The sequence below is a fragment of the Thermoanaerobacterium aotearoense genome (assembly GCF_009905255.1).
In the GTDB taxonomy this organism is placed as follows: domain Bacteria; phylum Bacillota; class Thermoanaerobacteria; order Thermoanaerobacterales; family Thermoanaerobacteraceae; genus Thermoanaerobacterium; species Thermoanaerobacterium aotearoense.
The window spans coordinates 1,109,878-1,136,209 of the sequence record NZ_CP047602.1 but is presented as its reverse complement, the minus strand read 5'-3'; the positions used below and the strand labels follow the sequence as shown (position 1 = coordinate 1,136,209).

The 26,332-nt window shown below is 35.6% G+C and carries 27 protein-coding genes and 1 tRNA gene; 6 read left to right on the top strand and 22 right to left on the bottom strand.

Features of this window, described 5'->3' with window-relative positions:
- Positions 1-2: 2 nt before the first annotated feature.
- Together GSH73_RS05580 and GSH73_RS05575 are read left to right on the top strand one after the other, a co-directional pair.
- The gene (locus GSH73_RS05580) at positions 3-1,514 is read left to right on the top strand and encodes a hypothetical protein (RefSeq protein ID WP_014759563.1); all 1,512 of its coding nucleotides are present in this window, start codon (positions 3-5) and stop codon (positions 1,512-1,514) included.
- A 224-nt stretch (positions 1,515-1,738) separates the two neighbouring features.
- Positions 1,739-2,125 (top strand): AEC family transporter, encoded by a 387-nt coding sequence (locus GSH73_RS05575; protein WP_235062572.1) that lies wholly within the window; start codon positions 1,739-1,741, stop codon positions 2,123-2,125.
- Positions 2,126-2,177: 52 nt separating this feature from the next.
- On the opposite strand, the gene GSH73_RS05570 is transcribed toward GSH73_RS05575, so the two are convergent.
- From GSH73_RS05570 to GSH73_RS05525, 10 genes are all read right to left on the bottom strand, one after another.
- A tRNA-Leu gene (locus tag GSH73_RS05570) sits at positions 2,178-2,262 on the bottom strand.
- 121 nt (positions 2,263-2,383) lie between these two features.
- Positions 2,384-3,418 carry a nicotinate phosphoribosyltransferase gene (locus GSH73_RS05565; protein ID WP_014758984.1) on the bottom strand — a complete coding sequence of 345 codons (1,035 nt, stop codon included), beginning with the start codon at positions 3,416-3,418 and terminating at the stop codon, positions 2,384-2,386.
- Between the two features lie 18 nt (positions 3,419-3,436).
- Positions 3,437-3,886: a DUF441 domain-containing protein gene (locus GSH73_RS05560; RefSeq protein WP_014758985.1), complete on the bottom strand. Its 450-nt coding sequence runs from the start codon at positions 3,884-3,886 to the stop codon at positions 3,437-3,439.
- Between the two features lie 40 nt (positions 3,887-3,926).
- The gene (locus GSH73_RS05555) at positions 3,927-4,481 is read right to left on the bottom strand and encodes a lytic transglycosylase domain-containing protein (protein WP_014758986.1); all 555 of its coding nucleotides are present in this window, start codon (positions 4,479-4,481) and stop codon (positions 3,927-3,929) included.
- Between the two features lie 19 nt (positions 4,482-4,500).
- Entirely contained in the window at positions 4,501-5,097 is a 597-nt protein-coding gene (gene coaE / locus GSH73_RS05550) for a dephospho-CoA kinase (protein WP_038069466.1), read from the bottom strand.
- 47 nt (positions 5,098-5,144) lie between these two features.
- A complete protein-coding gene (gene polA, locus GSH73_RS05545) occupies positions 5,145-7,748 on the bottom strand; it encodes a DNA polymerase I (RefSeq protein WP_014758988.1) in 2,604 nt (867 codons plus the stop codon).
- A gap of 70 nt (positions 7,749-7,818) precedes the next feature.
- Positions 7,819-8,961 carry a DUF4349 domain-containing protein gene (locus tag GSH73_RS05540; RefSeq protein ID WP_014758989.1) on the bottom strand — a complete coding sequence of 381 codons (1,143 nt, stop codon included), beginning with the start codon at positions 8,959-8,961 and terminating at the stop codon, positions 7,819-7,821.
- Positions 8,961-9,518 (bottom strand): RNA polymerase sigma factor, encoded by a 558-nt coding sequence (locus tag GSH73_RS05535; RefSeq protein WP_014758990.1) that lies wholly within the window; start codon positions 9,516-9,518, stop codon positions 8,961-8,963. Before GSH73_RS05535 ends, GSH73_RS05540 begins: the two co-directional genes overlap by 1 nt.
- A gap of 107 nt (positions 9,519-9,625) precedes the next feature.
- Positions 9,626-10,798 (bottom strand): L,D-transpeptidase family protein, encoded by a 1,173-nt coding sequence (locus tag GSH73_RS05530; RefSeq protein WP_236640055.1) that lies wholly within the window; start codon positions 10,796-10,798, stop codon positions 9,626-9,628.
- 214 nt (positions 10,799-11,012) lie between these two features.
- Positions 11,013-11,399, bottom strand: coding sequence for a hypothetical protein (locus tag GSH73_RS05525; protein WP_236640054.1), 387 nt, complete (start codon positions 11,397-11,399; stop codon positions 11,013-11,015).
- 136 nt (positions 11,400-11,535) lie between these two features.
- On the opposite strand from GSH73_RS05525, the gene GSH73_RS05520 reads away from it, so the two are divergent.
- Entirely contained in the window at positions 11,536-12,885 is a 1,350-nt protein-coding gene (locus tag GSH73_RS05520; RefSeq protein WP_014758993.1) for an amino acid permease, read from the top strand.
- Positions 12,886-12,913: 28 nt separating this feature from the next.
- On the opposite strand, the gene GSH73_RS05515 is transcribed toward GSH73_RS05520, so the two are convergent.
- Complete coding sequence (locus GSH73_RS05515; protein WP_014758994.1) at positions 12,914-13,324, bottom strand: PspC domain-containing protein; 411 nt, start codon at positions 13,322-13,324, stop codon at positions 12,914-12,916.
- Positions 13,325-13,530: 206 nt separating this feature from the next.
- On the opposite strand from GSH73_RS05515, the gene GSH73_RS05510 reads away from it, so the two are divergent.
- Together GSH73_RS05510 and GSH73_RS05505 are read left to right on the top strand one after the other, a co-directional pair.
- Positions 13,531-14,454 carry a glycosyl hydrolase family 18 protein gene (locus tag GSH73_RS05510; RefSeq protein WP_014758995.1) on the top strand — a complete coding sequence of 308 codons (924 nt, stop codon included), beginning with the start codon at positions 13,531-13,533 and terminating at the stop codon, positions 14,452-14,454.
- Between the two features lie 80 nt (positions 14,455-14,534).
- Positions 14,535-16,685 (top strand): S-layer homology domain-containing protein, encoded by a 2,151-nt coding sequence (locus tag GSH73_RS05505; RefSeq protein WP_014758996.1) that lies wholly within the window; start codon positions 14,535-14,537, stop codon positions 16,683-16,685.
- Positions 16,686-16,698: 13 nt separating this feature from the next.
- On the opposite strand, the gene GSH73_RS05500 is transcribed toward GSH73_RS05505, so the two are convergent.
- The 4 genes from GSH73_RS05500 to GSH73_RS05485 form a co-directional block, all read right to left on the bottom strand.
- A complete protein-coding gene (locus GSH73_RS05500; protein ID WP_014758997.1) occupies positions 16,699-18,540 on the bottom strand; it encodes a heavy metal translocating P-type ATPase in 1,842 nt (613 codons plus the stop codon).
- A 58-nt stretch (positions 18,541-18,598) separates the two neighbouring features.
- The gene (locus GSH73_RS05495; protein WP_014758998.1) at positions 18,599-18,805 is read right to left on the bottom strand and encodes a heavy-metal-associated domain-containing protein; all 207 of its coding nucleotides are present in this window, start codon (positions 18,803-18,805) and stop codon (positions 18,599-18,601) included.
- Positions 18,806-18,878: 73 nt separating this feature from the next.
- Complete coding sequence (locus GSH73_RS05490) at positions 18,879-19,556, bottom strand: Crp/Fnr family transcriptional regulator (protein ID WP_014758999.1); 678 nt, start codon at positions 19,554-19,556, stop codon at positions 18,879-18,881.
- Between the two features lie 104 nt (positions 19,557-19,660).
- Complete coding sequence (locus GSH73_RS05485; RefSeq protein ID WP_014759000.1) at positions 19,661-20,215, bottom strand: TIGR01440 family protein; 555 nt, start codon at positions 20,213-20,215, stop codon at positions 19,661-19,663.
- 114 nt (positions 20,216-20,329) lie between these two features.
- Between GSH73_RS05485 and GSH73_RS05480 the strand changes: the two genes are divergently transcribed.
- Positions 20,330-20,926 (top strand): superoxide dismutase, encoded by a 597-nt coding sequence (locus GSH73_RS05480; RefSeq protein WP_014759001.1) that lies wholly within the window; start codon positions 20,330-20,332, stop codon positions 20,924-20,926.
- A 128-nt stretch (positions 20,927-21,054) separates the two neighbouring features.
- On the opposite strand, the gene GSH73_RS05475 is transcribed toward GSH73_RS05480, so the two are convergent.
- The 7 genes from GSH73_RS05475 to GSH73_RS13440 all read right to left on the bottom strand — a co-directional run bounded on the left by GSH73_RS05475 (position 21,055) and on the right by GSH73_RS13440 (position 26,331).
- Positions 21,055-22,245: a pyridoxal phosphate-dependent aminotransferase gene (locus GSH73_RS05475; protein ID WP_014759002.1), complete on the bottom strand. Its 1,191-nt coding sequence runs from the start codon at positions 22,243-22,245 to the stop codon at positions 21,055-21,057.
- A 48-nt stretch (positions 22,246-22,293) separates the two neighbouring features.
- A complete protein-coding gene (locus tag GSH73_RS05470; protein ID WP_014759003.1) occupies positions 22,294-22,842 on the bottom strand; it encodes a 2-oxoacid:acceptor oxidoreductase family protein in 549 nt (182 codons plus the stop codon).
- Positions 22,832-23,662, bottom strand: a complete 831-nt coding sequence (locus GSH73_RS05465; protein WP_014759004.1) for a 2-oxoacid:ferredoxin oxidoreductase subunit beta — start codon at positions 23,660-23,662, stop codon at positions 22,832-22,834. The genes GSH73_RS05470 and GSH73_RS05465 overlap by 11 nt, the downstream gene beginning before the upstream one ends.
- Entirely contained in the window at positions 23,662-24,783 is a 1,122-nt protein-coding gene (locus GSH73_RS05460) for a 2-oxoacid:acceptor oxidoreductase subunit alpha (protein WP_014759005.1), read from the bottom strand. Before GSH73_RS05460 ends, GSH73_RS05465 begins: the two co-directional genes overlap by 1 nt.
- Positions 24,755-24,979: an ATP-binding protein gene (locus GSH73_RS05455; RefSeq protein ID WP_038069473.1), complete on the bottom strand. Its 225-nt coding sequence runs from the start codon at positions 24,977-24,979 to the stop codon at positions 24,755-24,757. Before GSH73_RS05455 ends, GSH73_RS05460 begins: the two co-directional genes overlap by 29 nt.
- Before the next feature lie 76 nt (positions 24,980-25,055).
- A complete protein-coding gene (locus tag GSH73_RS05450) occupies positions 25,056-26,180 on the bottom strand; it encodes a sodium ion-translocating decarboxylase subunit beta (RefSeq protein WP_014759007.1) in 1,125 nt (374 codons plus the stop codon).
- 10 nt (positions 26,181-26,190) lie between these two features.
- A complete protein-coding gene (locus GSH73_RS13440; protein ID WP_014759008.1) occupies positions 26,191-26,331 on the bottom strand; it encodes a hypothetical protein in 141 nt (46 codons plus the stop codon).
- Position 26,332: the final 1 nt, after the last annotated feature.

Below are 26,332 nucleotides of genomic sequence, written 5' to 3'. Positions count from 1 at the left end.
TTATGTTGGGCGCATGGCGTTCGCATTCTGATTATCAGTCTTTCCTTGTCGAAAATATTCAACCCATTTATGCTTCAGATAAAAATCGTGTCCTTCAATTTTCTGAAGCTTTATCTAAACTCTATAATTTAGATCTTGATGTTCTTAAACCTGTACTGGAACCTTATTACTCTAATACTGGTTCTCCAGCCAAAAATCAGCCTGAAGTTTTTCGGTCTTTTGTACTTATGTCTCTTCTTAAATGTCACAGTATTACTAAATGGGTTTACACGCTTCATCATGATAATCTTTTGTGTTGCATGATTGGCGTGTCTCCTGATAATATTCCTGGTGTTGGTACTCATTATGACTTGATTAACAGGTTATGGCTTGAGGATCCTGATATTGAAAAAGACCGACAGGATTCTCTCCATCCTTTTAAACGCAAACCACGTAAAAAACTTGCTAAAAATCAGAAGCTCCCACCACGCCACCCTGGTATTATACAGAAATTTGTTGATTTGGCTTTACAGGGTAAAATTTTTGAGTCAAGACCTGAGAAGCTTCTTCAACAAATTTTTGCCGATGTTGCTGTTAGGCCTTCCGCCAATGATGGCATCCTCGGTGATATTGAAAAACTTACTATCTCCGGTGACGGTACTTGTATTAAAACCGGCGGAAGTCCTTTCGGTATTAGAACTTGTGATTGTGCTAATAAGGGTATATTTAATTGTGACTGCCATCGCAAGTTCTCTGACCCCGATGCTCGCTATGGTTGGGATAGTTATCATGAGACATGGTTTTATGGTTATTCTGGTTATTTTTTAGTGACATACAACGAAGAGCTTAAATCTGATATTCCGATTTATCTTCGCTTGGTTGAGGCTCCTCGTTATGATGGTGTTACTGCTATTATTGCTTTGTCTGAAGCAAGGGCTTTGTATCCTGATTTCGTTTTTGATAAATTTATTGGTGATTGTGCTCATGATAATTACCCTACTTATCATCTTCTTAATAAGTGGAATATTAAACCTGTAATTCCGCTTAATAAGAAGAATAAAAACAACAGCAAGTACCAAGGTACTATTAAAATCAATGAAAATGGTATTCCTGTCTGTATGGCAGGATTATCTATGGTTTACAATGGTTTTATGAAAGACCGTAACAGAATTAAATGGCGCTGTCCTTTTGCGACTGGTAAAGTTGATTCATGTAATTGTAAAGATAAGTGCTCCTCTTCTGATTATGGTAGAACCGTTTATACGAAGCCTTCATCTGATCCTCGCTTGTTTACCGTCATTCCACGTGGTTCTGATGAATGGAAATGCGAGATGAAAAAGCGAACTTCTTCTGAGCGTGTTAACAAAAGGCTTCTTAATGACTATGAGTTGGAGCTATCTAAAACCAGAGGCAAAAAGCGTTGGTCTTTCTGGATTATGATACATTCTATTAATATCCATCTTGATGCTAGATTGAAAAAATCTAAGTTTGATTTTATTTCTATGCTTGATGGATTATTAGGTAGAGCAGCATAAATATTGAGATTCCATATACTGTTAATTTTTAAACCTATTTTATTAGGCTTTATTTCTTATACTCTTTTTTTAAATTGATTTTCATTATTTTACATTTTCTTTCCTCTTTTCAGTATTTTATCGCAAAGGCTTTGTTATTTTCTGTATCTAATTTCTAATTTATGCCATAGTATGACGCTGGAAATTAGTTTCCGAAATCACTCACTTATATAATCGCCTTCATTTTGAATGTCATAGGCATTAAATTTCCAAGCCTAATTGTAAACCTTGCAGAACAAATTTCGATGCCAAATACAACATTGGCTTTGTTTGTAATAGGGTACTTTCTTGATTTTAATTTAGAAAAGGATGAAATTTTGTCACTACTTAAAGGTCTTGCCATTAAATATACTCCAGGCATAGCACTGTTTTTTGTCTTGCCTCTATTTTTCAATACCGCGTCGATGACAATTAAAGCTATAATGTTAGGGACGATAATGCCAACAGCACTTGTAGCAGTCATATACTCCAACGAGAAAGATCTAAACACCAAGCTTGCATCTATTTTTATAACGGCAACGACTATTGTTGCGATTGTATTCATGTCACTTATAATGATTAAATGGCATTAAAATAAGCCTTTCAAAAGGCTTATTTTTTATGTAAAATATTCTGCTTTCATTTTGGTGCGGAGGGCGGGACTTGAACCCGCACGGAAAACTCCATACGCCCCTCAAACGTACGCGTCTGCCTATTCCGCCACCCCCGCGTCACAACATCGTCAGCACATTAGTCATTATATAATGTTTTTTTATTTGTGTCAATACCTTTTTGTATAAATTGCGATTCATTCGGTATAGTATAGACAAGCATGGATTCATGCCTGTCTATTATATTATTCTTTTTAGTTTTGCATTCTCTATCCTTCCCGGAATTCGACCTCTCTTTGCAATAGGCTCTCCTTCTACTTCTTTAATGTCCATCGTCATATCTATAGGAGATGCATCTGATATATAACTGCCAACTCCAAATGCGTCTGCACCACTTAATGCAAGCTCTTTTATTCTTTCAGGTGTAAGCCCACCAGACACAATGATCTTGACATTATTAAACCCTTTCTGGTTGAGCCTCTGCCTAAGTTCATACACAAGGCTTGCCGTTACGCCTCCTCTCTCCGATGGCGTATCCAATCTTATGCCGTACAACCTATCTCCTAAGAATTCAGCAACTCTCAATGATTCTTCAATTTCATCTTTAAATGTATCTACTAAAATAGTTATCTTTTCATCTTTAGGCGTTATTTCACTGTAAGCCTTTGCTATAGTGAGAGTGTCACCAGCTATCAGAAAAGCCGCATGTGGAACTGTGCCCTTTGGCTCGCGTCCTAAAAGCTTAGCGCCTAATATGCAACTGGCATCATCGGCACCACCTATAAGGGCTGCCCTTTCCATGACAGGAGCCACTGCAGGATGCACATGTCTTGCGCCAAAACAAAGTAAAGGCTTATCTGGAATAACTTCTTTAAGCTCCCTTGCGGCAGTGGCCCATCCACATGAGCTGGCCAACATGCCTAATATCACAGTTTCATACGTACCAAACTCGTTGTAAGGCCCAATGATTCTCATAACAGTCTCCTTTGGTTCAAATGTCTCACCTTCATCTATAGACCATACTTCAATGTTTTTATCTTTCAAAACATTTTTTACTTCAGGCAGTCCTGCAAAAACACCACTTCTTCTTGCAAATATCTCCGCTGTTACAATTTTCCCATCAATCCCCAAATGCTTTAAAATATCTTGTGTCCTTAAAAAATAAACATCAGTAGTCGCACCATTTTTTATCTCATCATGTGTAGCAGAAAAAAACTCTCTATCATTGCTTACCTTAACTTCCCTTAAGTCTTCAAGATGTTTGATGATTTTCATATGTATTCTTCTCCCTCTCTATAATCTAAATATCCTAAGTAAGATTGTCGTAATGCCAAGGGCTATCATCGGACCCACTGGTGCTCCTTTAAAGAAGCTTACACCAATCACAGTACCCAGCAAAACACCTACGACACCATTTGCATCCACCTTCATGGTATTGAGGCCAATAGATGCTAATACAGCTACAATTATCCCCGCAATAATTGTAATAACTCCTTCCATGCTTTTTGCAGCATTTAAAAAGTCGCCAATTGATACTTTGTTCATTGCAAGAGGAGATAAGGCTCCCATAGTCAATACTATTATACCAAGATTCATGCCATTTTTCGATACAAATTGATTAATTATTTCCAAGTTCATAAGCTTCGTCAAAAGAAGTATTAGAATAGCAGCCGCAACATTGTCATTTTTTCCTATAATGCTGAAAAACAACATGATGGATAGAATCAAAACCCCAAAATCCATTTAAGATCCCTCACATCATAGTGTTGTGCAATGCTTCAAATCATTTGTATAAATTTGTGTAAATCTTATAATACTTCAACACCTTTTTGATGTACTTATCCGTCTCTGAAAAAGGCACTTTTTTAAGATTGCTGCCATTTTCCGAGTACCTCTTGTCCTTTAACCAATTTGAAACATTGCCACTTCCTCCATTATATGCGGCTACTGCCAAAGTGACATCATTATTAAATTGCTTTAAAAGGTATTTTAGATACCATGTTCCTATATTTATATTGTAGTCCGGATTAAAAAGCATATTAACGCTAAAATTTTTGATGCCTATGTAATTAGCAACCCAAGTTCCTGTCTCAGGTATCACTTGCATAAGTCCTATAGCTCCTTTGCTTGAAACGCTGTCAGGATTAAAATTGCTTTCCGCCTTTATCATAGCAAAGACCAAATTAGGATCTACTCCATACTGATTTGAATAGAAGTACACCTGTTGACTGTATTTCTTAGGATATAATTGCTTTAAAAACCAATTTGTCTTGACTCCATATACCGTCAAAACAGTAATCGCTACTACTATCACCAATATGACCTTTTTAAACTTCAATATAATACCTCCAGATGTTCTATTTTGAAAAACGTCCCCACAACAGCTCAACTTGTCTTTTTATAGCATTAAAATCCTTGCAGTTATTAATTATGAAATCTGCGTACTTCATTTTGTCCTCTATAGACATCTGGCTTTTAATACGGTTTAATGCGTCTTTATAGCTTAAATTGTCTCTTTTCATAAGCCTTCTAATCTGTGTCTTTTTATCAACAACCACAAGCCATACTTCATCTACCATATTAAAAAGCTTCATCTCAATTAGCAATGCTGCATCCAGCACGATGGCTTTCTCTTTGCCCTTTTTTCTTTCTTCTTCTATTATATCTTTTATCCTTTTTATTATTTCCGGATGCGTAATTTCATTTAATTTGTTCAATTTTTCTTTATCAGCAAAAACAAGGTTGCCAAGTTTTCTCCTGTCTATCTCCCCATCTTTTCGCAAAATTTCTTTTCCAAATACGCTTACTAATATATTATATGTCTCGGTACCCTTTATCATAATCTCTCTTGAAACGACATCAGCGTCAATTATTACTGCTCCAAGACTTTTTAATATGGATGAAACGGTGCTTTTCCCTGACGCTATTCCACCTGTCAATCCGATAACCTTCACCATCGCACCTCCAATCTATATAATTTAAAAGTGTCTTATAGACACTTTTATTTTGCATCATACCAATTTTTCCCTTGTCCTATATCTACGACCAAAGGAACTCTTAACTTTATGACATTTTCCATTATCGATTTTAAAAGCCCCTTGACTATCTCAACTTCATCAGGATGTGTGTCAATTATAAGCTCATCGTGAACCTGAAGAATAAGTCGTGATTTCAATCCTCTTTCCTTTAATTCATTGTACACTTTAACCATCGACATCTTTATTATATCCGCAGCACTGCCTTGAATAGGCGTATTCATCGCCATTCTCTCGCCAAAAGACCTTTGGTTAAAATTTTTTGAATTGATTTCCGGTATGTATCTTCTCCTGTTTAAGATAGTCGTAACATACCCATTTTCCTTTGCAAATTTGACTATTGAATCGATGTAATTTTTGACGCCCTTGTATCTGTCAAAATAATTGTCTATGTATTCTTTCGCTTCTTTTCGCGAAATCTTTAAGTCTTTAGATAAGCCGTAATCGCTTATACCATATACAATGCCAAAATTGACAGCTTTCGCCCGCCTTCTCATTTCACTTGTCACTTCTTCTTTCGAGACCTTAAAAACCTCCGATGCCGTCCTTAAATGTATATCTTCATTGTTCAAAAATGACTCAATAAGTTTTTCGTCCTCTGAAAGATGCGCAAGAACCCTAAGCTCAATCTGAGAATAATCAGCAGATATTATAAGCCCATCTTCATAACTTGATACAAATGCCTTTCTTATCCTTCTGCCAAACTCTTCTCTTACAGGTATGTTCTGCAGATTAGGCTCTGTTGAGCTAATTCTCCCTGTAGCAGCAACAGTTTGCTTAAACGTAGAGTGAACCCTATTATTTTCATCCATGATGGGAATGAAGCCATCTATGTACGTAGATTTAAGCTTCATAAGCTGTCTATATTCTATTATTTCTCCTACTATGTCATTGTACGGTATAAGTTCTGCAAGAACTTCCATGTCAGTCGAATACCCTGTTTTAGTCTTTTTTATTGCTGGCAAATTCAGTTTATCAAACAAAAATTCTGATAACTGCTTTGTAGAGTTAATATTAAATTCGTATCCAGCAGCATCGTAAATATCTTTTACAATCTTATCTGTCTTTTCATCTATTTCTTTAGAAATACTTCTAAGTACATCCTTATCTAATGTAAAGCCGTACACCTCCATAGATTTTAGCACTTCAATAAGCGGAATTTCCACATTTTTTAAAAGATCTTCCATCTCCATCTCTTTTATAAATGACATGAGCTTATCTTTTAACTTAAATAAGCTTGATGCGACTGAACACATATAATCGACTAAAAGCCTTTTGTCAATGTCATCGTAGCTCTTTTTATTCCTGCCCTTGCCTACAATATCATCTATGTTTTGCAAATCCTCTTTCAAGTATTTTTTCAATACGCGACTTATGTCGTAATTCGACTCAGATGGATTTAAAAGATAAGTCATTATGGCCGTATCTAAAATCTTACAATTAAGTTCAATGCCGCAGTATGAAATGCTTACTAAAAAATCTTTCAGATCGTGTCCTATCAACGTAAGCTTATCATTATTAAGCAATTTAAAATTGTCATAATCATCTATCTCTACAAAAAACGATTCGTCACCGCAAGCAAATGATACTGCTTTCATCTTTCCATCATATATGAATGGATACAGTGACAAAACATCAAACTTTCCTAAAACATTTTTAACGTATGTAAAATCTCTTACAGGCCATTCTTTAATATCCTTTGTATCACGACTATCATCTTTTAAATCTGAGATGAGGCTTGAAAATTCCAATTTTTCAAATAGCTCTGTAAGCCTATTGGCATCGTAATTTTTCACCGCGTATTCATTCAAATCAATATCAATAGGAACATTTCTCTCAATCGTAGCAAGCCGTTTGCTTAAAACAGCTAATTCTGCATTGTTTTCTACATTTTCCTTTACTTTCCCTTTTAACTTATCTGTATTCATCAGTAAATTTTCAATTGATCCAAATTCTTTAATAAGCTTTATGGCCGTCTTCTCCCCTATATTTGGCACTCCCGGAATGTTGTCTGATTTGTCTCCCATAAGCCCTTTCAAGTCTATGAATTGAAGTGGCGTCACTTCATACTTTTCAAAGACCGCCTTTTCATCGTACTCATCCATCTGCGTTATGCCTTTTTTGCATATTTTCACTTTTACGTTTGCCGACACAAGCTGAAGCGCATCTCTATCGCCTGTGACGATAAGCACATCCATCCCACTTTCGGAAGCAATTTTTGATACTGTACCAATGATGTCATCTGCTTCAAAGCCCTCTATCTCGATGGTCTTTATGTTAAACGCATTTATCACATCTTTTAAAATATCCACCTGTTCTATCAGCTCTTCTGGCATCGACTGGCGGGTTCCTTTATAAGCGCTGTACTCCTTGTGCCTAAATGTAGGAGCCTTTTTATCGAAAGCTATTGCTATGTAGTCTGGTTTCTCCTCCTCCAGCAATTTAAGAAGCATCATTGAAAAACCGTATATGGCATTTGTATGCATTCCTTCGCTGTTCATCAAATCAGGCAGAGCAAAATACGCCCTGTACATCAAGCTATTACCATCTATGATCAAAAATTTCGACATACACTCACTCCTATTTAACTTCTTGTAATCTAATATACCGCAAAAAAAAGAGGATGTAAATTGTCCATGATTATTTTTTGAACAATCTATATCCTTTATATATCAGATATATGAGTATTGCAAATGGCAATAGGTATATTATCATCACGATTGCATACTTTATAAACTCGAAAAATACATTGAGGCTTTTTGCCCCTGCATCTAAAACGTCTTTAAAAAAATTCTCGCTAAAGATTTTGTCTATCCCTGCTTGTGGAAGTGCTGACAGGAAAGTCAAATTAATTGTGCTCATGTCCGTCATGCTGTCCCACAGCTTTATCTGACTTTTGTATGAATCGATTTGCGTCTGTACATCATTTAATTTGTCTTCAATCTGCAGTATGTCTGATATGTTTGAAGCTTTTTTCATCAAGTTTTGTAGGCTTTCCTCTTGTATCTCCAGATTTTTTATTCTTGTTTGAACATCGTAATACTGCTCTGTAATATCGCTGCTGTTTATCCTAATCATCTTGACATCGCCCAAAGACTTTATGTTTGAAATAGCATACTCAAAATCATCAGCGGGAATCTTTAGCACGATGTTGACTGTCTTCTGCCCACTTTCTGAAGTACTTTCACTTGTGCTTTCAATATACCCATTGTACTGTTTGCTTATGTTTAAAATCTTGTTATAACCTTCATCTACAGAATTCATCTCAATGGATATCGCAGCATCTTTTGTTATTTTCCTTTCGTACCCTGAATCTAAACCTCTATTTGTCTGATTCGAACTGCTATAAACGCTATTTTTAAGATTTGGTGCAGCTTCTTTCCCGCCTGTAGAAGCCTCCGATGAATAATTTGCAGCACTTTTGACGCTTAAAGGCGGCTGAGAAGACAATTTAATATTATTCATCAAAAAATTAAATCCGAATGACAAAGCAAATATTGAAGCGACAGCAAAAGCCGCAACTGAAATCATCCTTTTTATCGGCTTTCGACGATTATTTTTCCTTCCTTCAATCAATTTGATGTGAAGCGTCTCGCCAAAATTATCTGGCAACTCTAAAGGAGGCGTATTTTCTAAGAGCCTTTTCGTGTAAAGAAGCTCATTGTATTCCAATTTGCATTCTTCACATGAATCTAAATGTGCCCGTACATCGTCCATTGATTTTTCATCTAGTTCTTCGTCTATATAGGGATTCAATAGCCTTCTGACTGCATAGCACTCCATCACAATTGCCTCCTTTCATCAAAAATATTTATAAAGCCCGGTATTTTTTTGAGATTTTCTTTAAGCGCACTTCTGGCTCTGGATATCCTGGACTTTACCGTCCCGATATTTGAATTTGTTATTTCTGCTATTTCACTGTATGTAAGCCCTTCTATATCTCTAAGTATTATTGCGATTTTGTAATCATTCTTAAGCTTGTTCAATTCGCTCATGATTATATCTCTCGTCATCTTATCGTCAAAAACATCTTCAGGCGTTTTGAAATCACTTATATCGTGCAATTGTTCTTCAACACCTTTTCTCTTTCTCATAAAATCAAGAGAAGTATTTACAGCGATCCTGTATAGCCACGTCTTAAACTCACTTTTGCCTTTAAACTTTTTTATATTCACAAATGCTTTGATAAATGTCTCTTGTGTTAAATCCAACGCATCTTCTTTGTTTCCAACGATCCTGTATATGACATTGTAAATGTAATTCTGATAAGATACTATAACATTTTCAAACGATTCAATATCTCCTTCCTGTGCTTTAAAAAGGAGCTGTCTTTCATCCAACAATAAAACCTCCCCTCAATGTGATTTGACGAAAAAAGAAGTGATAAGTTCCAAACGATCTGTCATTTCTATTTTAGCAGATTGAGAAAAAAGCACAAAAAAAGGCGCTAATCGCGCTTAATGTATATCTTATTTGATGATGAATCTACAGTGATATCTAACCCATATAAGCTTCTCAAATCTTTTTGATTTATATACGATTTGCTTTCGTATAACTTGTATTTAATACTTCTGCCATCTACAATAACTCCATCTTGCGGATCCCATTCCACCGTATATCCTGCTGCAGTAAAAAATTCTTTGATTGGAATGTAAATATCTCTACTTTGATAATCTACGTAATTAGTAGTTGACAAAAACTTGCCGTCATAGTAAATTATATTTCCAATCATCTTAATCGTATTTGTATCATTGTCTACTACAAACTTTAAACCTGTCAAATTTGCTATATCATCAATGTTTACGTAGTTTGCATTGTCTACTAAAACAGATTTTAAATCCTTAATTTTTTCGTCATCAATGTTTAAATAACCTTTTAGATCACCAACACGCATATAAAATTGGCCATCCTGAGATCTGTACACATCACTGCTGACAAGTTCATTGTTTCTGATAACCTTATATCCTTCCGAAAACACCAATGGATCTTTCACATTTACGTATTTGTACAATTTTCTAAATGTATCATCGCTTACTTTTATGCCGTAATTTTGCAGCTCAATTTCAATGTGCTGCCTTGTATTCAAGCCTTTTTTGTAGAAATCCGGATATACGAATAATGCCATGCCGCCAGTCGGAGAAGTCTTTGGAAAAATCGTTTGGCATACCACGTTCACAATGTCGCCGTAACTTACCATATCAAAAAGTTCTTCAACATCCGCTTCGTACATCCTTATGCATCCTGACGACGCCAAAGTACCTATGGATGATGGCATGTTATTTCCATGTATTCCATAATCGCTGTAAAACCCCATCCATCTATATCCCAAAGGATTATCAGGTCCTGATGGTACAACTTCACCATTCCATGGCGATACCCATTTAGGATTTACTTGCTTATTTATGATCCTGTATGTTCCCAACGGGGATGTAGAAACGATCTTGCCAACCGCTATCGCATAAAGTTTTGACATGTTTTGCGAGACAAAATATATTGTCCTTGACGGTATATTGACTGTTATGGTATTTGTAAAACCGTAAGACGGTGTCACATTAAATGCTAAAATAATAAAAATCGCAAATACCACGATAAATCTGTTTTTTACTTGCAACGTTTGCACCTCTTTTCACAAATTTTATCGACTTAAAGCGCAGGCCTTTAAAGACGCGCTTAATACTTTATCTATGATAAAATTTGTGAAAATATGAATCACATTTTTTTGTTTATTTCTTCTTTTAATACTTTCAAATTTGGTGCTGAAAAGACAATATCATTTGCATACCTGTCAAATAGCAAAAAGTAATAGATTTTAATTGGTGATTTTAATTGTACTTCTAATAAACTTTTTTCGAAATGATCAAACTGCACACATCGTTTTTTAAGTTAATGCCTCTTTTATAATTAATTTTTTTCTCTATTTCATTTATTCCAGCGATGTTGTCGTATCTTATTCTGGCAAAGCCCATGATGCCCAATGATACGACAAAATAATCTTCAAGCAAAATGACTTGTGAAATGCCTATAGAAAATAATGCAACTGTCAAAGCCATAGACAAGATTATGTAAAGTATCCACCACAATACAGACAGCTCCACATTGATACCTTTCATATTGACATCTACGAAGACAAACACAAACAATACAGCTACACTTAATAAAATGATAAATGTAACAAAATACAAAAACAGTCTTTCAATTCTATCTAACATGTAATACTTCATGGCTTTCCTCCACAATAATTTTTGATAAATGAAATTTTACATCATGTATAACCAAAATTCAAGTTAATAAAACACATAATAATTACAAATAATAAAAAGTAAGTCATGGAATGAATTGTATAATGGAGGTATTGCTTTGGAAAAAGGAAATCTATCTGTTAACGAACTGGTATTGGTAGGTGTAGGTGGAATACTTGGAGCCGGATTCTTCTTAGCAAGCGGCATAGCGATTCATACAGCGGGACCAATAGTCCTATTAGATTACCTTATCTCAGCATTTATAATGTCTGAAGTCTTTTGCGCCCTTTCTGAAATGATCGTTGCAAATCCTGTTGACGGCTCTTTCAGGGTATACGCTGAAGAAGCCTTAGGTGACATAGGCGGGTTTTTAAGCGGATGGGTATACTGGACAGCAGGTGTATTCATCATGTCCAGCGAAGTGACGGCATCAGCAATCTTTACTAAGTTTTGGTTCCCTAAAGTCCCACTTTGGATATTCGCACTGATTTATTCCATCATGGTAATCTGTGTGAACGCATTAGGCACAAAAAATTTTGGCACCGTAGAAGCTTGGTTTTCAACAATAAAAGTATCCGCTTTATTTATAATAACTGTCATCGGCATATTTGCACTTTTCGGGGCATTTGGCAATAAAGGCAATATAGGATTTAAAAACTACTACATTCATGGAGGCATTTTGCCAAATGGCATTAAAGGATTTTTAGGAGCAATGCTTATGTCTTTAATACCGTTTGGTGGTATAGAAGTCACAGCCATGACAGCATCAAAAACAAAAAAACCAAAAAAATATGTACCTATAGCGAGAAGGTACATCGTACTATTTCTGTCCATATTGTACTTATCGTCTATTGCCGTACTTTTAGGAGTAATTCCATGGTATGAAGTATCCACAAAAGAAAGTCCATTCATTAAGCTGCTTTCATTTACAAACATACCGTATATCGATTCAATAATGAATTTTATCATACTTACAGCAGCACTGACTACTATGAATGGAGCCATGTACGGAGTAACGCAGGTCATGTATTCTTTAGGAAAAGGAAGATTTGCACCGACTTTTTTAAGCAAGCTAAGTAAAAGAGATGTGCCTATATACGCCCTATTGATAAGCAGTTTCGGACTTCTTGTTGCCGTCGTGCTTTCATACATCCTTCCTAAAGATGTTTACGAATATATAACGAGTGCTACAGGATTCATACAATTTTTTAACTGGATCATCATCTTGTACACTTTCATCAAATACAGACCTATGCTTAAGAAGGAAAACCCGGATTACTTTGAATGTCAAAGGCGCGGGTTTCCTTTAAGACCATGGCTTACCATAATTTTATTGACAGCCGTCCTATTATCGACGCTAATCGTTCCAAAACAGGCAATAGGTTTTTTTGGCGGACTAATACTGCTTATTGCCATATTTGCCTTTTACCTAATAGCAAAAAAGCTGAATTTGTTTGATAAATGGTAAAATGCCGGAAAATCCGATACTTTTACCATTATTTTTTAAATATAAATAAAAGTCCAAATGCTATAAGAAGCACCGGCCAAAAAATCCTTAAATCAAACCATGGCATGAATATCCTGACGAGAAGAAATAAGCCTAAAGCAATCAAAATCCATCCAAATACCTCGCTGCTTTTTCTGTTTGAAGAAATTTTTGGCCTTTCATGCTCTTTGTCAACATTAACATTTTCACCATTATAATCATCATTTTTTAATTGATATGGATTTTCCGGAACAACGATCCAAGCAATTATATAAAGTAAAACGCCAGAACCTCCCACCAAGGCAATCAAAGCCCAAATAAGCCTCACTATAGTCACATCTATATCGAAATACTCTGCTATGCCACCGCAAACACCTCCCAAGATAACTTGGTTTCTCGAGCGGTACAATCTCTTGTCCATGTTGAGACCTCCTTTAAATCTTAAATAGATTTGCTTTTTAGGCGATAATTAAAAACTTAACACCACCTCGTTTCTTAAATTAAACACTTACTATAAATTATACTCAATACAAGGTATTTTTGGAAGCAAAATTTTGCGGAGCGTCGTAAATCACAAAGGATATATAATGGCGTATTATAAAATATAATATTTTAGGAGGTATCGTTATGGATAACAAATGGTATTTTGATATAGCACCAGGTGCTATAGATGATCTAAGAGAACACACTTCTCAAATAACGACGCTCATACCTTTCTGGTACGGCGTTAAGCCAGACGGCACGCTGGCGGATATGTCGTCGCAAGACGTCAAAAGCATAGCATCTCAGAATAATTTGCCTATCTTTCCTATTGTACACAATTATTCTGATCCGAAAAAATCACAGCTTATACATGATTTAATATCCAATACATCTTTAAGAAGCATATTAGTAAACAGCATAGTAAACATGGCATTATCAAATAACTATCCAGGAATAAATATCGATTTTGAGTTTGTGCCACCAGAAGACAGAAGCAATCTTAACGCATTTATGGAAGAACTTTATTATTCGCTAAAAAGCGCTAATAAGATTGTCACGATTTCATTGCCGGCAGAAACAGAAGACAACCCAAGGCATCCTTTCTCAGGCGCATTTCAATACACTGTCTTAAGCCAATTTGCAGATCAAGCATACGTATTAGCATACGACGAACACTTCTCGAAGCCAGGTCCCATTGCATCAATTGGATTTGTTCGCAGTGTATTAGATTACGCCGCAAAGTCTGTTGAGCCGAAAAAAATTTGGCTTGGCATGGCAGTTTACGGCTATGACTGGGCAGAAGGCTCAAACTATCCAAGGACATTATCTTACTTCCAAGCCATACAGACAGCCAAAAATCTGGGCGTCAAAATCGAATACGACGAGACAGCGCAAGAATCCACGTACACCTATACAGTCGACTCCGTAAAACACACCGTATGGTTTGAAGATGCCAGAAGTTTTCAAGCAAAACTGCCATTAGTATCTCAATACGGTATATCAGGCATAGCTATTTGGAGGCTGGGTCAAGAAGATCCTGACATTTGGAACATTTTAAGTAGAATTTGATACATTTTAGGGAACTTTTTTCACACATCAGTCGTCTAATGAATTGATGTAGAATACTAAAATAAAGAGGAGGTTTTTAGATGAAAAGGCTCTTGGCTATTTTAATAACTGTCATGTTTGTCTTAGCAGCAGCTATTCCTTCTGCCGTGCTTGCCCAGACAAACAGCAAAATTGAGCTTAAGCAAGCTATTGAAATTGCGAAAGAAAAGTTAAATCTTCCGACAGATGGATACAGCTTTAGTTCCAACTACTATGAAGGCGATGGCAATAAGACATGGTATTTGACATGGACATCCAGCACAAACGGCAGTATCACAGTAAACGTAAATGCTGATACGGGCGAGATAACAGGCTACAGCTTTTATAAACCTGACAACAGTTCAAATAGCGTAATACCTAAATATTCAAGAGACGATGCCAAAAAAGTAGCAGTCGACTTTTTAAACAAGGTCATCCCAGAGAAATTTAAAGAAACGAAAGAGCAGGAAAGCGACGATTACCTGGGTCTAAACCCAAAAATCGCGTACAGCAACGCATATTCTTTCAATTTTGCACAAGTGGTAAATGGAATCACATTTGAAGGAAATCACATAACTATAGAAGTAAACAAAAACACTTTAGAAGTTCAGTCATACTACTTGACGTGGAATGACAATTACAACTTCCCCGACCCCAAATTAGCCATTTCAAAAGATAAAGCCATAGAAATATACAAAAACAACAACAGCCTTAGATTGCAGTACAATGTGGTTTATAAAGATGTTTACGGAAACAATGACCCAAAACCGCAGGCAATATTAGTTTACACACTTGTAAACAATCAGCCTATTGATGCCATAAGCGGCACAGTCTTGCCTCAAAACTATTACGGACCTATGATTGGTGGCACTGGCGGAATGTCTACAAAATCGGCTGATTCGCAATCAGTCTTGTCCCCTGAAGAACAAAAAGCCGTAGACGACATTTCAAAATACATCTCAAAAGACAAGGCCATTCAAATGGCAAAAGAAAAACTTCCATTTACAATAGGATCTCAGTACAACCTTACATCTTCCAATCTTTTCAAAAATAGTTCAAATTCCGATAGTGCAATTTGGGATTTTGGTTGGTCATACTCAGACGGAAGCAGCTACAATTATATAACGGCTTCGGTTGACGCTACAACAGGTGAATTAATGACATTTACAAGAAACGACAGCAGTGAAAATAATGTTCAGGGAAAAACACCGAAGTACACGAAAGATCAGTTAAAAGGCATAGCCGAAGAATACTTAACTAAGATACAGCCAGATAAATTCAAACAAATGGAATATCAAGACGTTCCAACATCTCCTTATGATAAATCGCCGTATATGTCATTTAATTACGTGTATATGGCAAATGGCATACAGTGCCCTTTTGATTCCATATATATAGGCGTCAATAAGTACACTGGAGACATAGTATCATACAATTATAGCTGGATAAATCTAAATTTGCCAGACAGTAAAAATCTAATAAGCCTTGACAATGCATACGATACTTTGTTCAAAAATAGCGACTTGCAGCTTACTTACATCATCTACTACGCACCAGACAAAGTATATGATACACCTCCACAGGATGTAAAACTCGTGTATCAACTTAACAACTTCAATGGATTAATAGACGCAAAGACAGGAGATTATGTCGACTTCTCAGGAAATCCGATTGAAAAGGATAAAAGCAACCAATTTACAGATATAGCTGGAAATTGGGCAGAGAAAGACATACTACTTCTATTACAGTATGGCATAGTAGATGGAAAAGATGGCAAGTACATGCCAAATGACTATATACTGCAAAAAGATTTTATAAAAATGCTGGTAAAATCCTCACAGCCAAACAGCATAATAATACCTCTCAGCTCCAACGATGATGAAAACTACGATAATTACTACAACGTAGCAATTAACAATAAAATCATCACAGAGAATGAGAAAAATCCCGACTCTAAAGTGACTCGGCAAGAAGCAGCAAAATTCATCGTAAGAAGTCTTGGCTTAAAATATGTTGCCGACATAAATGACATCTACAAATTGGATTTCTTAAAAGATGCCAATAGCGTAGACAGTTCTTTAAAAGGATACGTGGCAATTGCCTATGGACTGGATTTGATGAAGGGCAATAATGGATATTTTAATCCAAACGGCGATCTTACTCGAGCTGAAGCAGCGTCAATATTAGTCAGATATTTGAAAATAGAAAAATAGCAATAAAGGGCGCTCACTTGAAGCGCCCTTTATACTTCATAAGTCTCATGGCATTTAGCGTAACTATAAATACACTTGCTTCATGTACAAACATCCCAGATGCCAAAAATACTTCACCATAAATTACGCCCAATAAAAGTACAAAGACTACAAATACTGAGAAGTATATATTTTGTTTCATATTTTTTAAGGTAGTTCTATTTAAATCCACAGCAAAAGCTAATTTTTCAAGGTTGTCATCTGTAAGCGTAATATTTGAAACATCATTTGCCACATCGGTTCCACTTAATCCCATGGATACGCCTATATCAGCGTATGCCAACGATGGCGCGTCATTTACACCATCCCCTACCATCGCAACAATTCCTTCTTTTTTCAAGGATTTTAATATTTTTAACTTTTCATCAGGCAAAAGCTCAGAAAAATACTCATCCAAATCAAGTTGTTGCTTCACTTGCTTTGCAGTCCTTTCGTTGTCTCCTGTAAGCATGACAGTCTTTTTAATCCCCAATTTTTTAAGCTCTTTTATAGCATCAATGGAAGAACCTTTCACTTTATCAGAAATAGAAATGAGACCGATAGCACTGTAATTTTTAGCCACAACTACAGGTGTTCTGCCTAATTCCTCTTCTTTTTCCATGTAATCTCTGATACAGTCAATATTTATTCCGTTATTTGCCATCAATTTGCGATTTCCAGCATAATACGTATCACCATTTATCTTGCCTTTGACTCCTTCGCCAGTAACTACGGCAAAATCATCTACATCAAAAATTTCTTCATCTATGCTGTATGATGTGATAGCTTTTGCTATCGGATGTTCTGACTTTACCTCTAAACTTTTAGCAATCTTTAAAAGCTCATCTCTATTTGCTCCAGAAGATATGATATTTACAACGAAAGGCTTTCCTTCCGTCAATGTGCCTGTCTTATCAAAAGCTATTATGTTTACTTTTCCAAGGTTTTCAAGATATTCTCCACCTTTAATTATGACACCGTGTTTAGCTGCATTTCCTATAGCAGATACTACAGATATAGGCGTCGATATGACCAAAGCGCCAGGGCAAGCTATTACAAGAAATGTAAGAGCCATCATCAAATCCCTTTTTATCAGAAATGCAATGATCGATGCTATTATAACTGATGGAGTATAATATTTTGAAAATCTTTCGATGAATTTTTGAGTAGGCGCTTTTTCTCCTTGCGCTTCTTCAACGAGATATAAAATTTTAGAAAAGGTAGTGTCCTCACCTGAATTGACCGTCTCTACTTCAATATAACCATTTTCATTTATAGCACCACTGTACACAAAACTTCCAACGCTTACATCTACAGGCATAGATTCACCTGTTATAGCTGACTGATTTACCGATGCATTACCTTTTACAACAAATCCATCTACAGGTATTTTTTCGCCGGACTTTACAGCCACTATATCTTTAACTTTTACATCATCTGCAGGCACATCTTCCACAGTGCCATTTTTCACAACGTGAGCTATTTTTGGTGCCATGTCGATCAAATATTTAAGGGCATTCCTCGTCTTTTGAAGGGTATATGATTCTAAAAAGCCTCCAAGCGAAAACAGAAATGTCACTGCTGCAGCTTCCCAATATTCACCAATTATTATTGCCCCTATTGCTGCAATCGATACAAGCAAATTTATGCTTATGATCTTGTACTTTAAAGATAATAAAGCACTTTTCAAGATATTATATCCAGAAACAACCGCTGAAGCTAACATTAAAATATTTGCCACAACTTTATAATCAAAAAATTTAAATGACCAGCTTAAAATTATGAAAATTGCAGCTAACAAAAGTGAAAATAGTTTTTTATCCTTCATATACGTCATTTTGCACCTCCTTTTTTTAAAAATAAGTCGAGCAAAAGCCCGACATCATAGTTAAATCTTAGACGCTGTATCCAAAATCTTTTATAACCCTCTTTATATCGTCAAGTGTTATGACTTCATCGTCAAACTTTACCTTAACAGAGCCAGTTGTAAAAATCACTTTGGCTTCTTTTACACCTTTTTGCGCAGCTAAAGCCTGTTCGATTTTTTTGCTGCAATCCGGGCAGCTAAGCCCTTCAACGGCAAATTTTACTTCTTTCATCATTAAAATCATCTCCTTTTAATTTTTATTACACATTAATAATAAAACTTTTCCTCAAAAATTTATGTGATCCTGATCAAATTTCATTGAAATCATCAATATCTTTAATTAGTATTTCCCTATTTGATAAAAACTCTATTATCCCTTCATGTTCTAATTCTCTTAATTTTCTGCTAACGGTCTCCCTGGTGGTACCGGCTAAATTCGCCAGATCTTCTCTGCTTAAATAAAGTCTTAGTTTAATACCGTTTATATCTTTCATTCCGTCTTTTTTGGCAAGCCTATAAATGATTGACATAAGGCGCTTTTTAACATCTTCTGTGGTCAGATCTTTAAGAAGCAGCTCAAGGCTTTTAATTCTTTCATTCAAATAATTCATGATTTTAAAGGCGATAGCCGGATTCTTTGATATTATCTTCACGAAGTCATTTTTTGACAAAATGCACATACTTACATTTTCCATGGCTTCAGCGTAAAATGTGGACTTTTGCTCTTTAAATATACTATTTTCTCCAAAAGTATCACCATCTTTTAAAATATACAATATCTGTTCTTTGCCATCTGAATTTATCTTGTAAATTTTTATCTTCCCACTGTGAATTATGTATATTTGTTCTAAGATGTCACCTTCATTCAGTATGATGTCTCCCTTTTTATAAAAACATTCCTTTGTCAGATCGGATATGACTTTTAATTCTTCGTCATTTAGTTCATTAAAAATATGTACAACCTGAGCACAATATTTACATTCCATACCACCACCTCCACATTTAGTATAACAAAATCAAGATAAAATTCTGTGATTATAATCAATTTTTATAAAAAAATCGCTCTTAAATTCCAGAGCGACTTGATAAATTATTGCTTTTTATATATTGCACGTTCTCCACCGATTAATTTAGGCCGCGTCTTAGCAGCCACTATCGTAGCATCGCCTATTTTGCTGTGCTTTAACCTAACTGGAACAACCACAGGCCTTAAGTGCATGCCAATTAATACAAGTCCTATGTCAAGCCCCGCATGTCCTAATCCTTTCAAGCTCTCCACCATAACTGGTTTTTCAAATACACTGTAAGAATAAGTCTGCAATGAACCTCCTGCATGTACTTGAGGGATCACAGATACTTCCTCAAGATTGTATTTTATCATAGCATCTTCTTCTACAAGAAGTGCCCTGTTTAAATGTTCGCATCCCTGTACAGCCAAATACAAATTTCTCTTCTTTAAAGAATCTAAAATCGGATCAACAATCGCTTTTGCTATATCAAGGCTTCCAGACGTTCCAACTTTTCGGCCTATGACCTCACTCGTGCTGCCACCTAATACAAAAAGGCCACCGCTTTTTACATCGGCTATATCTAAAAGCTCTTCAATGACTTCCTTCGTCTCAATCTTTATTTCATTTATGTCCAAGCAAAACACCTCCAACTCACATCATGTTTTAATTTATTGTATCACAGTATACATCAAAATCATATAATATTTCAGAAAAAGTCTAATGGGAAATTATAGAGGGAGGTAAAATAATTGAAAAGGTTGATACCTAAAAAGTATAACTTAGTGTTAAACGGCATATCGCAAAAGACGTTGCAAGAGCATTATAAATTGTATGAAGGATATGTTAACAAGACAAATGAAATTTGGGAGAAATTAACCACGTCTGATAGGGAAAATGCAAATGCCACATACAGCCAATACAGAGAACTTAAACTGGAAGAAACGTATGCATTGGATGGCGTAAAACTGCACGAACTTTACTTTGAAAACCTTGGCGGAACAGGCGGCCCTGCAACAGGAATAATCGCTTCTATGATAACATACGATTTCGGCTCTTATGAAAACTGGCTTAACGACTTTAAAGCATGTGCAATATCGTCAAGGGGTTGGACAGTTCTTTGCTTTGACCCAATTGACTTAAAGCTTCACAATTATCTGCAAGATCTTCACAATCATGGCATCATTTCAAGGTCGATTCCCCTTTTAATAATCGATACTTACGAACACGCATATTTTATAGACTACGGAACCGACAAAAAAGGATATATTGATGCTTTCATGAACAATGTCAAATGGGATGAAGTAAACAAACGTGTATACAATTGGATCGATATGAAGAAAATTTAGCAGGATTCAAAATTTCTTCCTGCTAAATTTTCTTCTGGCAGTATTATCGTAAAAGTGCTGCCCTGTCCAACCTTACTCGCGACTTCTATTCTACCATCATGCCTTTCAATAATACCTATATTACCGTTTTAAGCCAACTTTTCTAAAGCGGCTCTTATTCTTTCAAGACCATTTTTTATATTTTCGGCTGAAGTCGCATAAGATAATCTAATATAATTGTCATTTCCAAAAGCTATTCCAGGTATTATTGCAACGTTAGCTTCATCTATCAAGTATTTAGCCATGTCCAATGAATTGCTTATAATGCCATTTTTATATGACTTACCAATATAATAATCTATATTAACATATACATAGAAAGCACCCTGGGGAGTTATATATTTGAGTCCTGTAATATTATCTATTAATGACAAAATTAAATTTTTTCTTTTCTCAAACTCTATCCTTATTTTCTCTATAAAATCATTACCTTCGTTTAAAGCGACAATACTAGCATATTGTGCTATAGTATTTGGATTAGATGTAGTATGACTTTGTATATTGTTAATTACATTAGCTATTTCAGAGTTTGATGCACTGTAACCAATTCTCCATCCAGTCATCGAATATGTTTTAGACATTCCATTTATCACTACAGTCAAATTTTTAACTTTTTCATTTATAGATGCTATACTAACATGTTTTTTTTCATATATTAGCTTTTCATATATTTCATCAGAAATTATAAATATATTATTTTCAACTGCCATTTTTGCAATTTCTGATAATTCTTCTTTTGAATAAATTGCTCCTGTAGGATTGTTAGGAGTATTTATAATTATTAATTTCGTTCTCTCTGTAATTGATCTTCTAAATTCATCCGCAGAAATTTTAAAATTATTCTCTGGCTTTGTCTTTATGATGACAGGTTTGCAATTCATTAACTTAACCATCTCAGGATAACTCACCCAATATGGTGATGGAATTATAACTTCATCCCCGGGATCTAATATAGCAAGCATAGCATTGAAAATAGAATGCTTAGCTCCATTAGACACAACAATTTGATCTGCTGTGTAATTTAATCCATTATCAAGTAGTAATTTTTTGCATATAGCTTCTCTTAATTCTTTAATACCTGAAGATGCAGTATATTTTGTATAATTTTTATTTAATGCTTCCATAGCAGCATCTTTTATGAATTGAGGAGTAGCAAAATCAGGTTCTCCCGCTCCAAAGCTAATGACATCTATTCCTTGTGCTTTTAATTTATTCGCTCTATCTGTTATCTCAAGTGTTGCAGAAGGTGTTATTTTTACAGCATTTTTTGACAACATCATGTTATATACCCCCATACAATTAAACATTATAAATTGATTTAAATATCATTAAACAGATAGCAATACATTTCTAACAAGATTGTAGCCTGCTTCAAGAGCAATCTTATTTAATTTTTCTGTGTCTTTCGGGACTTTTTGAATAATAGCCTTCATAAGCGATTCTTGTGACACGATATTAGTCAGCTCAGCAACAACTCCAAGCAAAACTATATTTGCCGTAAAAAGACTTCCCACTTTGTTTTTTGCAGTTTCTATTATAGGCAGTGAAAAAACTTTATTCATTGCATTATCATCTACATTAATCGAACTATCGGTTACTATAATCCCATCGTTTTTTAAATCATTTTTGTACATATTGTACGCTTTTTGAGACAACACAGCCAATATATCTGGTTTTTGTACTTTTGGATAATCTATAATATCATTACTGATTATTACTTCAGACTTGCTTGCACCGCCTCTTGCTTCAGGACCATACGATTGCGTTTCTACACAATTCTTTCCATCTAACAATACGGCTTCTGCCAATATAATGCCCGCCAAAATTATGCCTTGTCCTCCTGCACCTGCAAATCTCATCTCAAATTTATTTATCATCACTATTCACCTTCAATGACTTAATCATTTTATCATATTTCTCAGTAAATTCCGGCTCATCTACGTTTAAAAATTCTCCTATAAAGAATTTATCTGAAAGCTCTTCTTCAGAAATCTTTTTCATCCTGTTGATTGAAACAGCGTGTTCCTTTTGCCACTTTAGCATCTCTTTGGCATCGCCTTTCTTGTTTTTTCTCCCATAATACGTAGGGCACATGCTAATTGCTTCTATAAACGAAAAACCTTTATGCATAATCCCGTTTTCAATCAATTTGATTAACTGCTGTACGTGGTACGACGTGCCTCTGGCGACATATGTAGCTCCTGCTGCCATTGCAAGTTTACACATATCGAAATCTCTATCTATGTTTCCATACGGCGTAGTTGTAGATTTATCCATAGATGGTGTAGATGGAGAATACTGTCCACCTGTCATGCCATAAATGCTATTATTGAACATTATGGTAGTCAAATCTATATTTCGTCTGCATGCGTGGATAAAGTGATTGCCACCTATTGCAGCACAATCCCCATCGCCAGTAATTACTATAACTGTGAGAGATGGATTAGCCACTTTTATACCGGTGGCAAATGCCAATGCTCTGCCATGTGTTGTATGAAGCGTATTAAAATTAAGATATCCTGAAGCTCTTGATGAACATCCTATGCCTGATACAATACAGACTTTATCACGATCTAAGTTTAACTTATCAATGGCTCTTACAATTGCTGATGTTATTATTCCATTGCCACAGCCTGGGCACCATATAGTAGGCAATGTATCAGTCCTAAAGTATTTTTCTATAAGTTCAAACGCCATCATAACACCTTCTTTACATTTTCAAATATATATTGTGGTGTCAGATATTCCCCATTAAATTTATTTATTTTAATCACCTTCCCAAAGCCTTTGACTAAACGGTCGATTTCCAAATAGAGTTGTCCATTGTTCATTTCAACCACAAAAATGTATTTGAATTTTTTACTTATTTCTTTGAAATGTGCTTCAGGAAAAGGCCAAATCGTTATTGGTTTAAAAAAAGATGCATTAATCCCTGCTTCGCCAAGCATTTTTATAGACTCTTTGCACGCTCTTGCAGAAGAACCGTAAGATACAATAAGCACATCACTATCTTTTCTTATTTCCTCATCGTAAACGCAGATATCATCCCTGTTATTTTCAATCTTGCCTAAAAGCCTCCTCATTAATTTTTCGTTTACATCAGTACTGTTTGTAGGATATCCTTTTTCATCATGGGCAAGCCCTGTAACATGATATTTATACCCTAAGCCAAATGGTATAAACTGTGTAGCACCATCTAATACATTTTTATAAGGCATGTATTCATCCTTGTCTGGAAAATCAAATCGATCATTTGTAATATTTAGATCATCCTCAATTTCTATTCTTTCTCTCACATGACCTATAACTTCATCTAACAGTAAAATCACAGGTGTCCTATATTTGTAGGCAAAATTGAATGCTTTAATCGTTATTTCGTACGCCTCTTTTACTGATGATGGTGACATTACTATTATTGGATGATCTCCATGTGTTCCCCATCTTGACTGCATTACATCACCTTGTGATGGCATTGTCGGCATGCCTGTGCTGGGCCCACATCTTTGCACATCAACAATAACGCATGGAATCTCCGCTATTGACGCAAACCCAATATTTTCCTGTTTCAACGAAAATCCAGGACCTGACGTTGCTGTCATGGCTTTTGCTCCTGCTAATGACGCACCGATGACAGCAGCCATACTGCTTAATTCATCTTCCATTTGTACAAACTTGCCACCGATTAATGGAAGCTTTTCTGAGCAAAGTTCCGCGATTTCTGTGGAAGGAGTGATCGGATAACCTGCAAAAAAATTTAAACCTGCTTTTATAGCTGCATCTACAACTGCTTCATTTCCTTGCATTAATTTTACCGTCATCGTCTATCACCTCTAAATAAATTGCATAATCTGGGCATCTTAGTTCACATAAACCGCATGATATGCACTTTTCCTGGCTTATTAAAAAAACCTTATTATCTTTCATGGTCAAAGCATTTACAGGGCAAAATTCTACACAAATCCCGCATCCTTTGCACCAGTTTTCGTTTATACATATTTTTTTGTTCCTCACAATATCACCTTCGAAAATCGAATAAATTTATCCTTGCCAAACTTATCGAAGTACAATCTACTGTCAGTATGAATAAAATTTAATGAACTCCTAAAATGGTCAACATCATTCCACCTGCTATGGCAGTGCCAAAAACACCTGCTAAGTTTGGACCCATGGCAAACATGATCAAAAAATTATATGGATTTTCTTTAATAGCAACGTAGTGTGAAACACGGGCCGCTATAGGAACAGAAGCAATACCTGCCGATCCTATTAGAGGATTTATCTTTCCTCCAGATAATTTATTCAAAAGTTTTGCACCTAAAATGCCTCCAGCCGTTCCTGTCATGAAAGCAACAAGCCCTAAAACTATTATTTCTAAAGTCTTAATCGTAAGAAAGGTGTCAGCTTTCATTGTTGAGCCGATAGATATGCCTAATAATATTGTGATGACATTCATCAATTCTCCACTGGCAGTCTTAGCCAATCTATCGACGACGCCTGATTCTTTTAATAAGTTTCCAAGCATCATCATTGTAATAAGCGGTGCTATTGGCGGTAATAGCATATCTATCAATACGGTAATAACAATAGGAAAAACAATCTTTTCTGTTTTTGAAACTTCTCTCGGTTGCTTCATAATGATTTTTCTTTCTTCTTTTGTAGTTAAAAGCTTCATAATAGGCGGTTGAATAAGCGGCATCAATGCCATGTATGAATAAGCTGCAACAGATATTTGTGCCATCAGATTAGGGGCAAGTTTTTGCGTGACGTAAATTGCCATAGGCCCATCTGCCCCGCCTATTATTCCTATGGCCGCCGATTGATATATGGAAAACCCTAAAATTTTCGCCCCTATCAATGCGATAAATATACCTATATGAGCAAATGCACCCAGGATCACAAGGCTGGGATTTGCAATCATTGGTCCAAAATCAGTCATAGCTCCAACACCTAAAAATATAAGTGGAGGATATACGATCTTTTTAACGCCAAGATAAAATATTCCAATAAGCCCATTTGGCAAAAGCAAATTAGTGGATGGTATATTTGCCACTATGCATCCAAACCCTATCGGCAACAAAAGATATGGCTCGTACTTTTTAGCAATAGAAAGAGAAATAAAAGCTATTCCTAAAGCTATCAATATTGCATTTCCTAACGTCAAATGAACTAAACCAGTTGATTTAAACATTTCCTTTATAATGTCTAAAATAATCATGTTTTATCTCCTACTTTTTTAAGTATTTAGATATTTTATTTAAAAAAGGAAATAGCCTTAATATGCCATCAATCAAAAAGAGAAATATTATCAGCAAAATCATATCAAGCAGAGATAAGTAAATTGCACCTACTACTGTATTTCCTACCAAT

What these genes read in the sequence shown, in the direction of transcription:
- GSH73_RS05515 (WP_014758994.1), bottom strand. Translation starts at nt 13,324, where the DNA reads ATGGACAAGAGATTGTACCGCTCGAGAAACCAAGTTATCTTGGGAGGT.
- GSH73_RS05470 (WP_014759003.1), bottom strand. Translation starts at nt 22,842, where the DNA reads ATGATAAATAAATTTGAGATGAGATTTGCAGGTGCAGGAGGACAAGGC.
- GSH73_RS05500 (WP_014758997.1), bottom strand. Translation starts at nt 18,540, where the DNA reads ATGACGTATATGAAGGATAAAAAACTATTTTCACTTTTGTTAGCTGCA.
- GSH73_RS05540 (WP_014758989.1), bottom strand. Translation starts at nt 8,961, where the DNA reads ATGGAGTGCTATGCAGTCAGAAGGCTATTGAATCCCTATATAGACGAA.
- GSH73_RS05505 (WP_014758996.1), top strand. Translation starts at nt 14,535, where the DNA reads ATGAAAAGGCTCTTGGCTATTTTAATAACTGTCATGTTTGTCTTAGCA.
- GSH73_RS05475 (WP_014759002.1), bottom strand. Translation starts at nt 22,245, where the DNA reads ATGATGTTGTCAAAAAATGCTGTAAAAATAACACCTTCTGCAACACTT.
- polA (WP_014758988.1), bottom strand. Translation starts at nt 7,748, where the DNA reads ATGTCGAAATTTTTGATCATAGATGGTAATAGCTTGATGTACAGGGCG.
- GSH73_RS05495 (WP_014758998.1), bottom strand. Translation starts at nt 18,805, where the DNA reads ATGATGAAAGAAGTAAAATTTGCCGTTGAAGGGCTTAGCTGCCCGGAT.
- GSH73_RS05450 (WP_014759007.1), bottom strand. Translation starts at nt 26,180, where the DNA reads ATGATTATTTTAGACATTATAAAGGAAATGTTTAAATCAACTGGTTTA.
- GSH73_RS05565 (WP_014758984.1), bottom strand. Translation starts at nt 3,418, where the DNA reads ATGAAAATCATCAAACATCTTGAAGACTTAAGGGAAGTTAAGGTAAGC.
- GSH73_RS05490 (WP_014758999.1), bottom strand. Translation starts at nt 19,556, where the DNA reads ATGGAATGTAAATATTGTGCTCAGGTTGTACATATTTTTAATGAACTA.
- GSH73_RS05580 (WP_014759563.1), top strand. Translation starts at nt 3, where the DNA reads ATGTTGGGCGCATGGCGTTCGCATTCTGATTATCAGTCTTTCCTTGTC.
- GSH73_RS05560 (WP_014758985.1), bottom strand. Translation starts at nt 3,886, where the DNA reads ATGGATTTTGGGGTTTTGATTCTATCCATCATGTTGTTTTTCAGCATT.
- GSH73_RS05460 (WP_014759005.1), bottom strand. Translation starts at nt 24,783, where the DNA reads ATGACGGTAAAATTAATGCAAGGAAATGAAGCAGTTGTAGATGCAGCT.
- GSH73_RS05525 (WP_236640054.1), bottom strand. Translation starts at nt 11,399, where the DNA reads ATGAAGTATTACATGTTAGATAGAATTGAAAGACTGTTTTTGTATTTT.
- GSH73_RS05510 (WP_014758995.1), top strand. Translation starts at nt 13,531, where the DNA reads ATGGATAACAAATGGTATTTTGATATAGCACCAGGTGCTATAGATGAT.
- GSH73_RS05465 (WP_014759004.1), bottom strand. Translation starts at nt 23,662, where the DNA reads ATGGCGTTTGAACTTATAGAAAAATACTTTAGGACTGATACATTGCCT.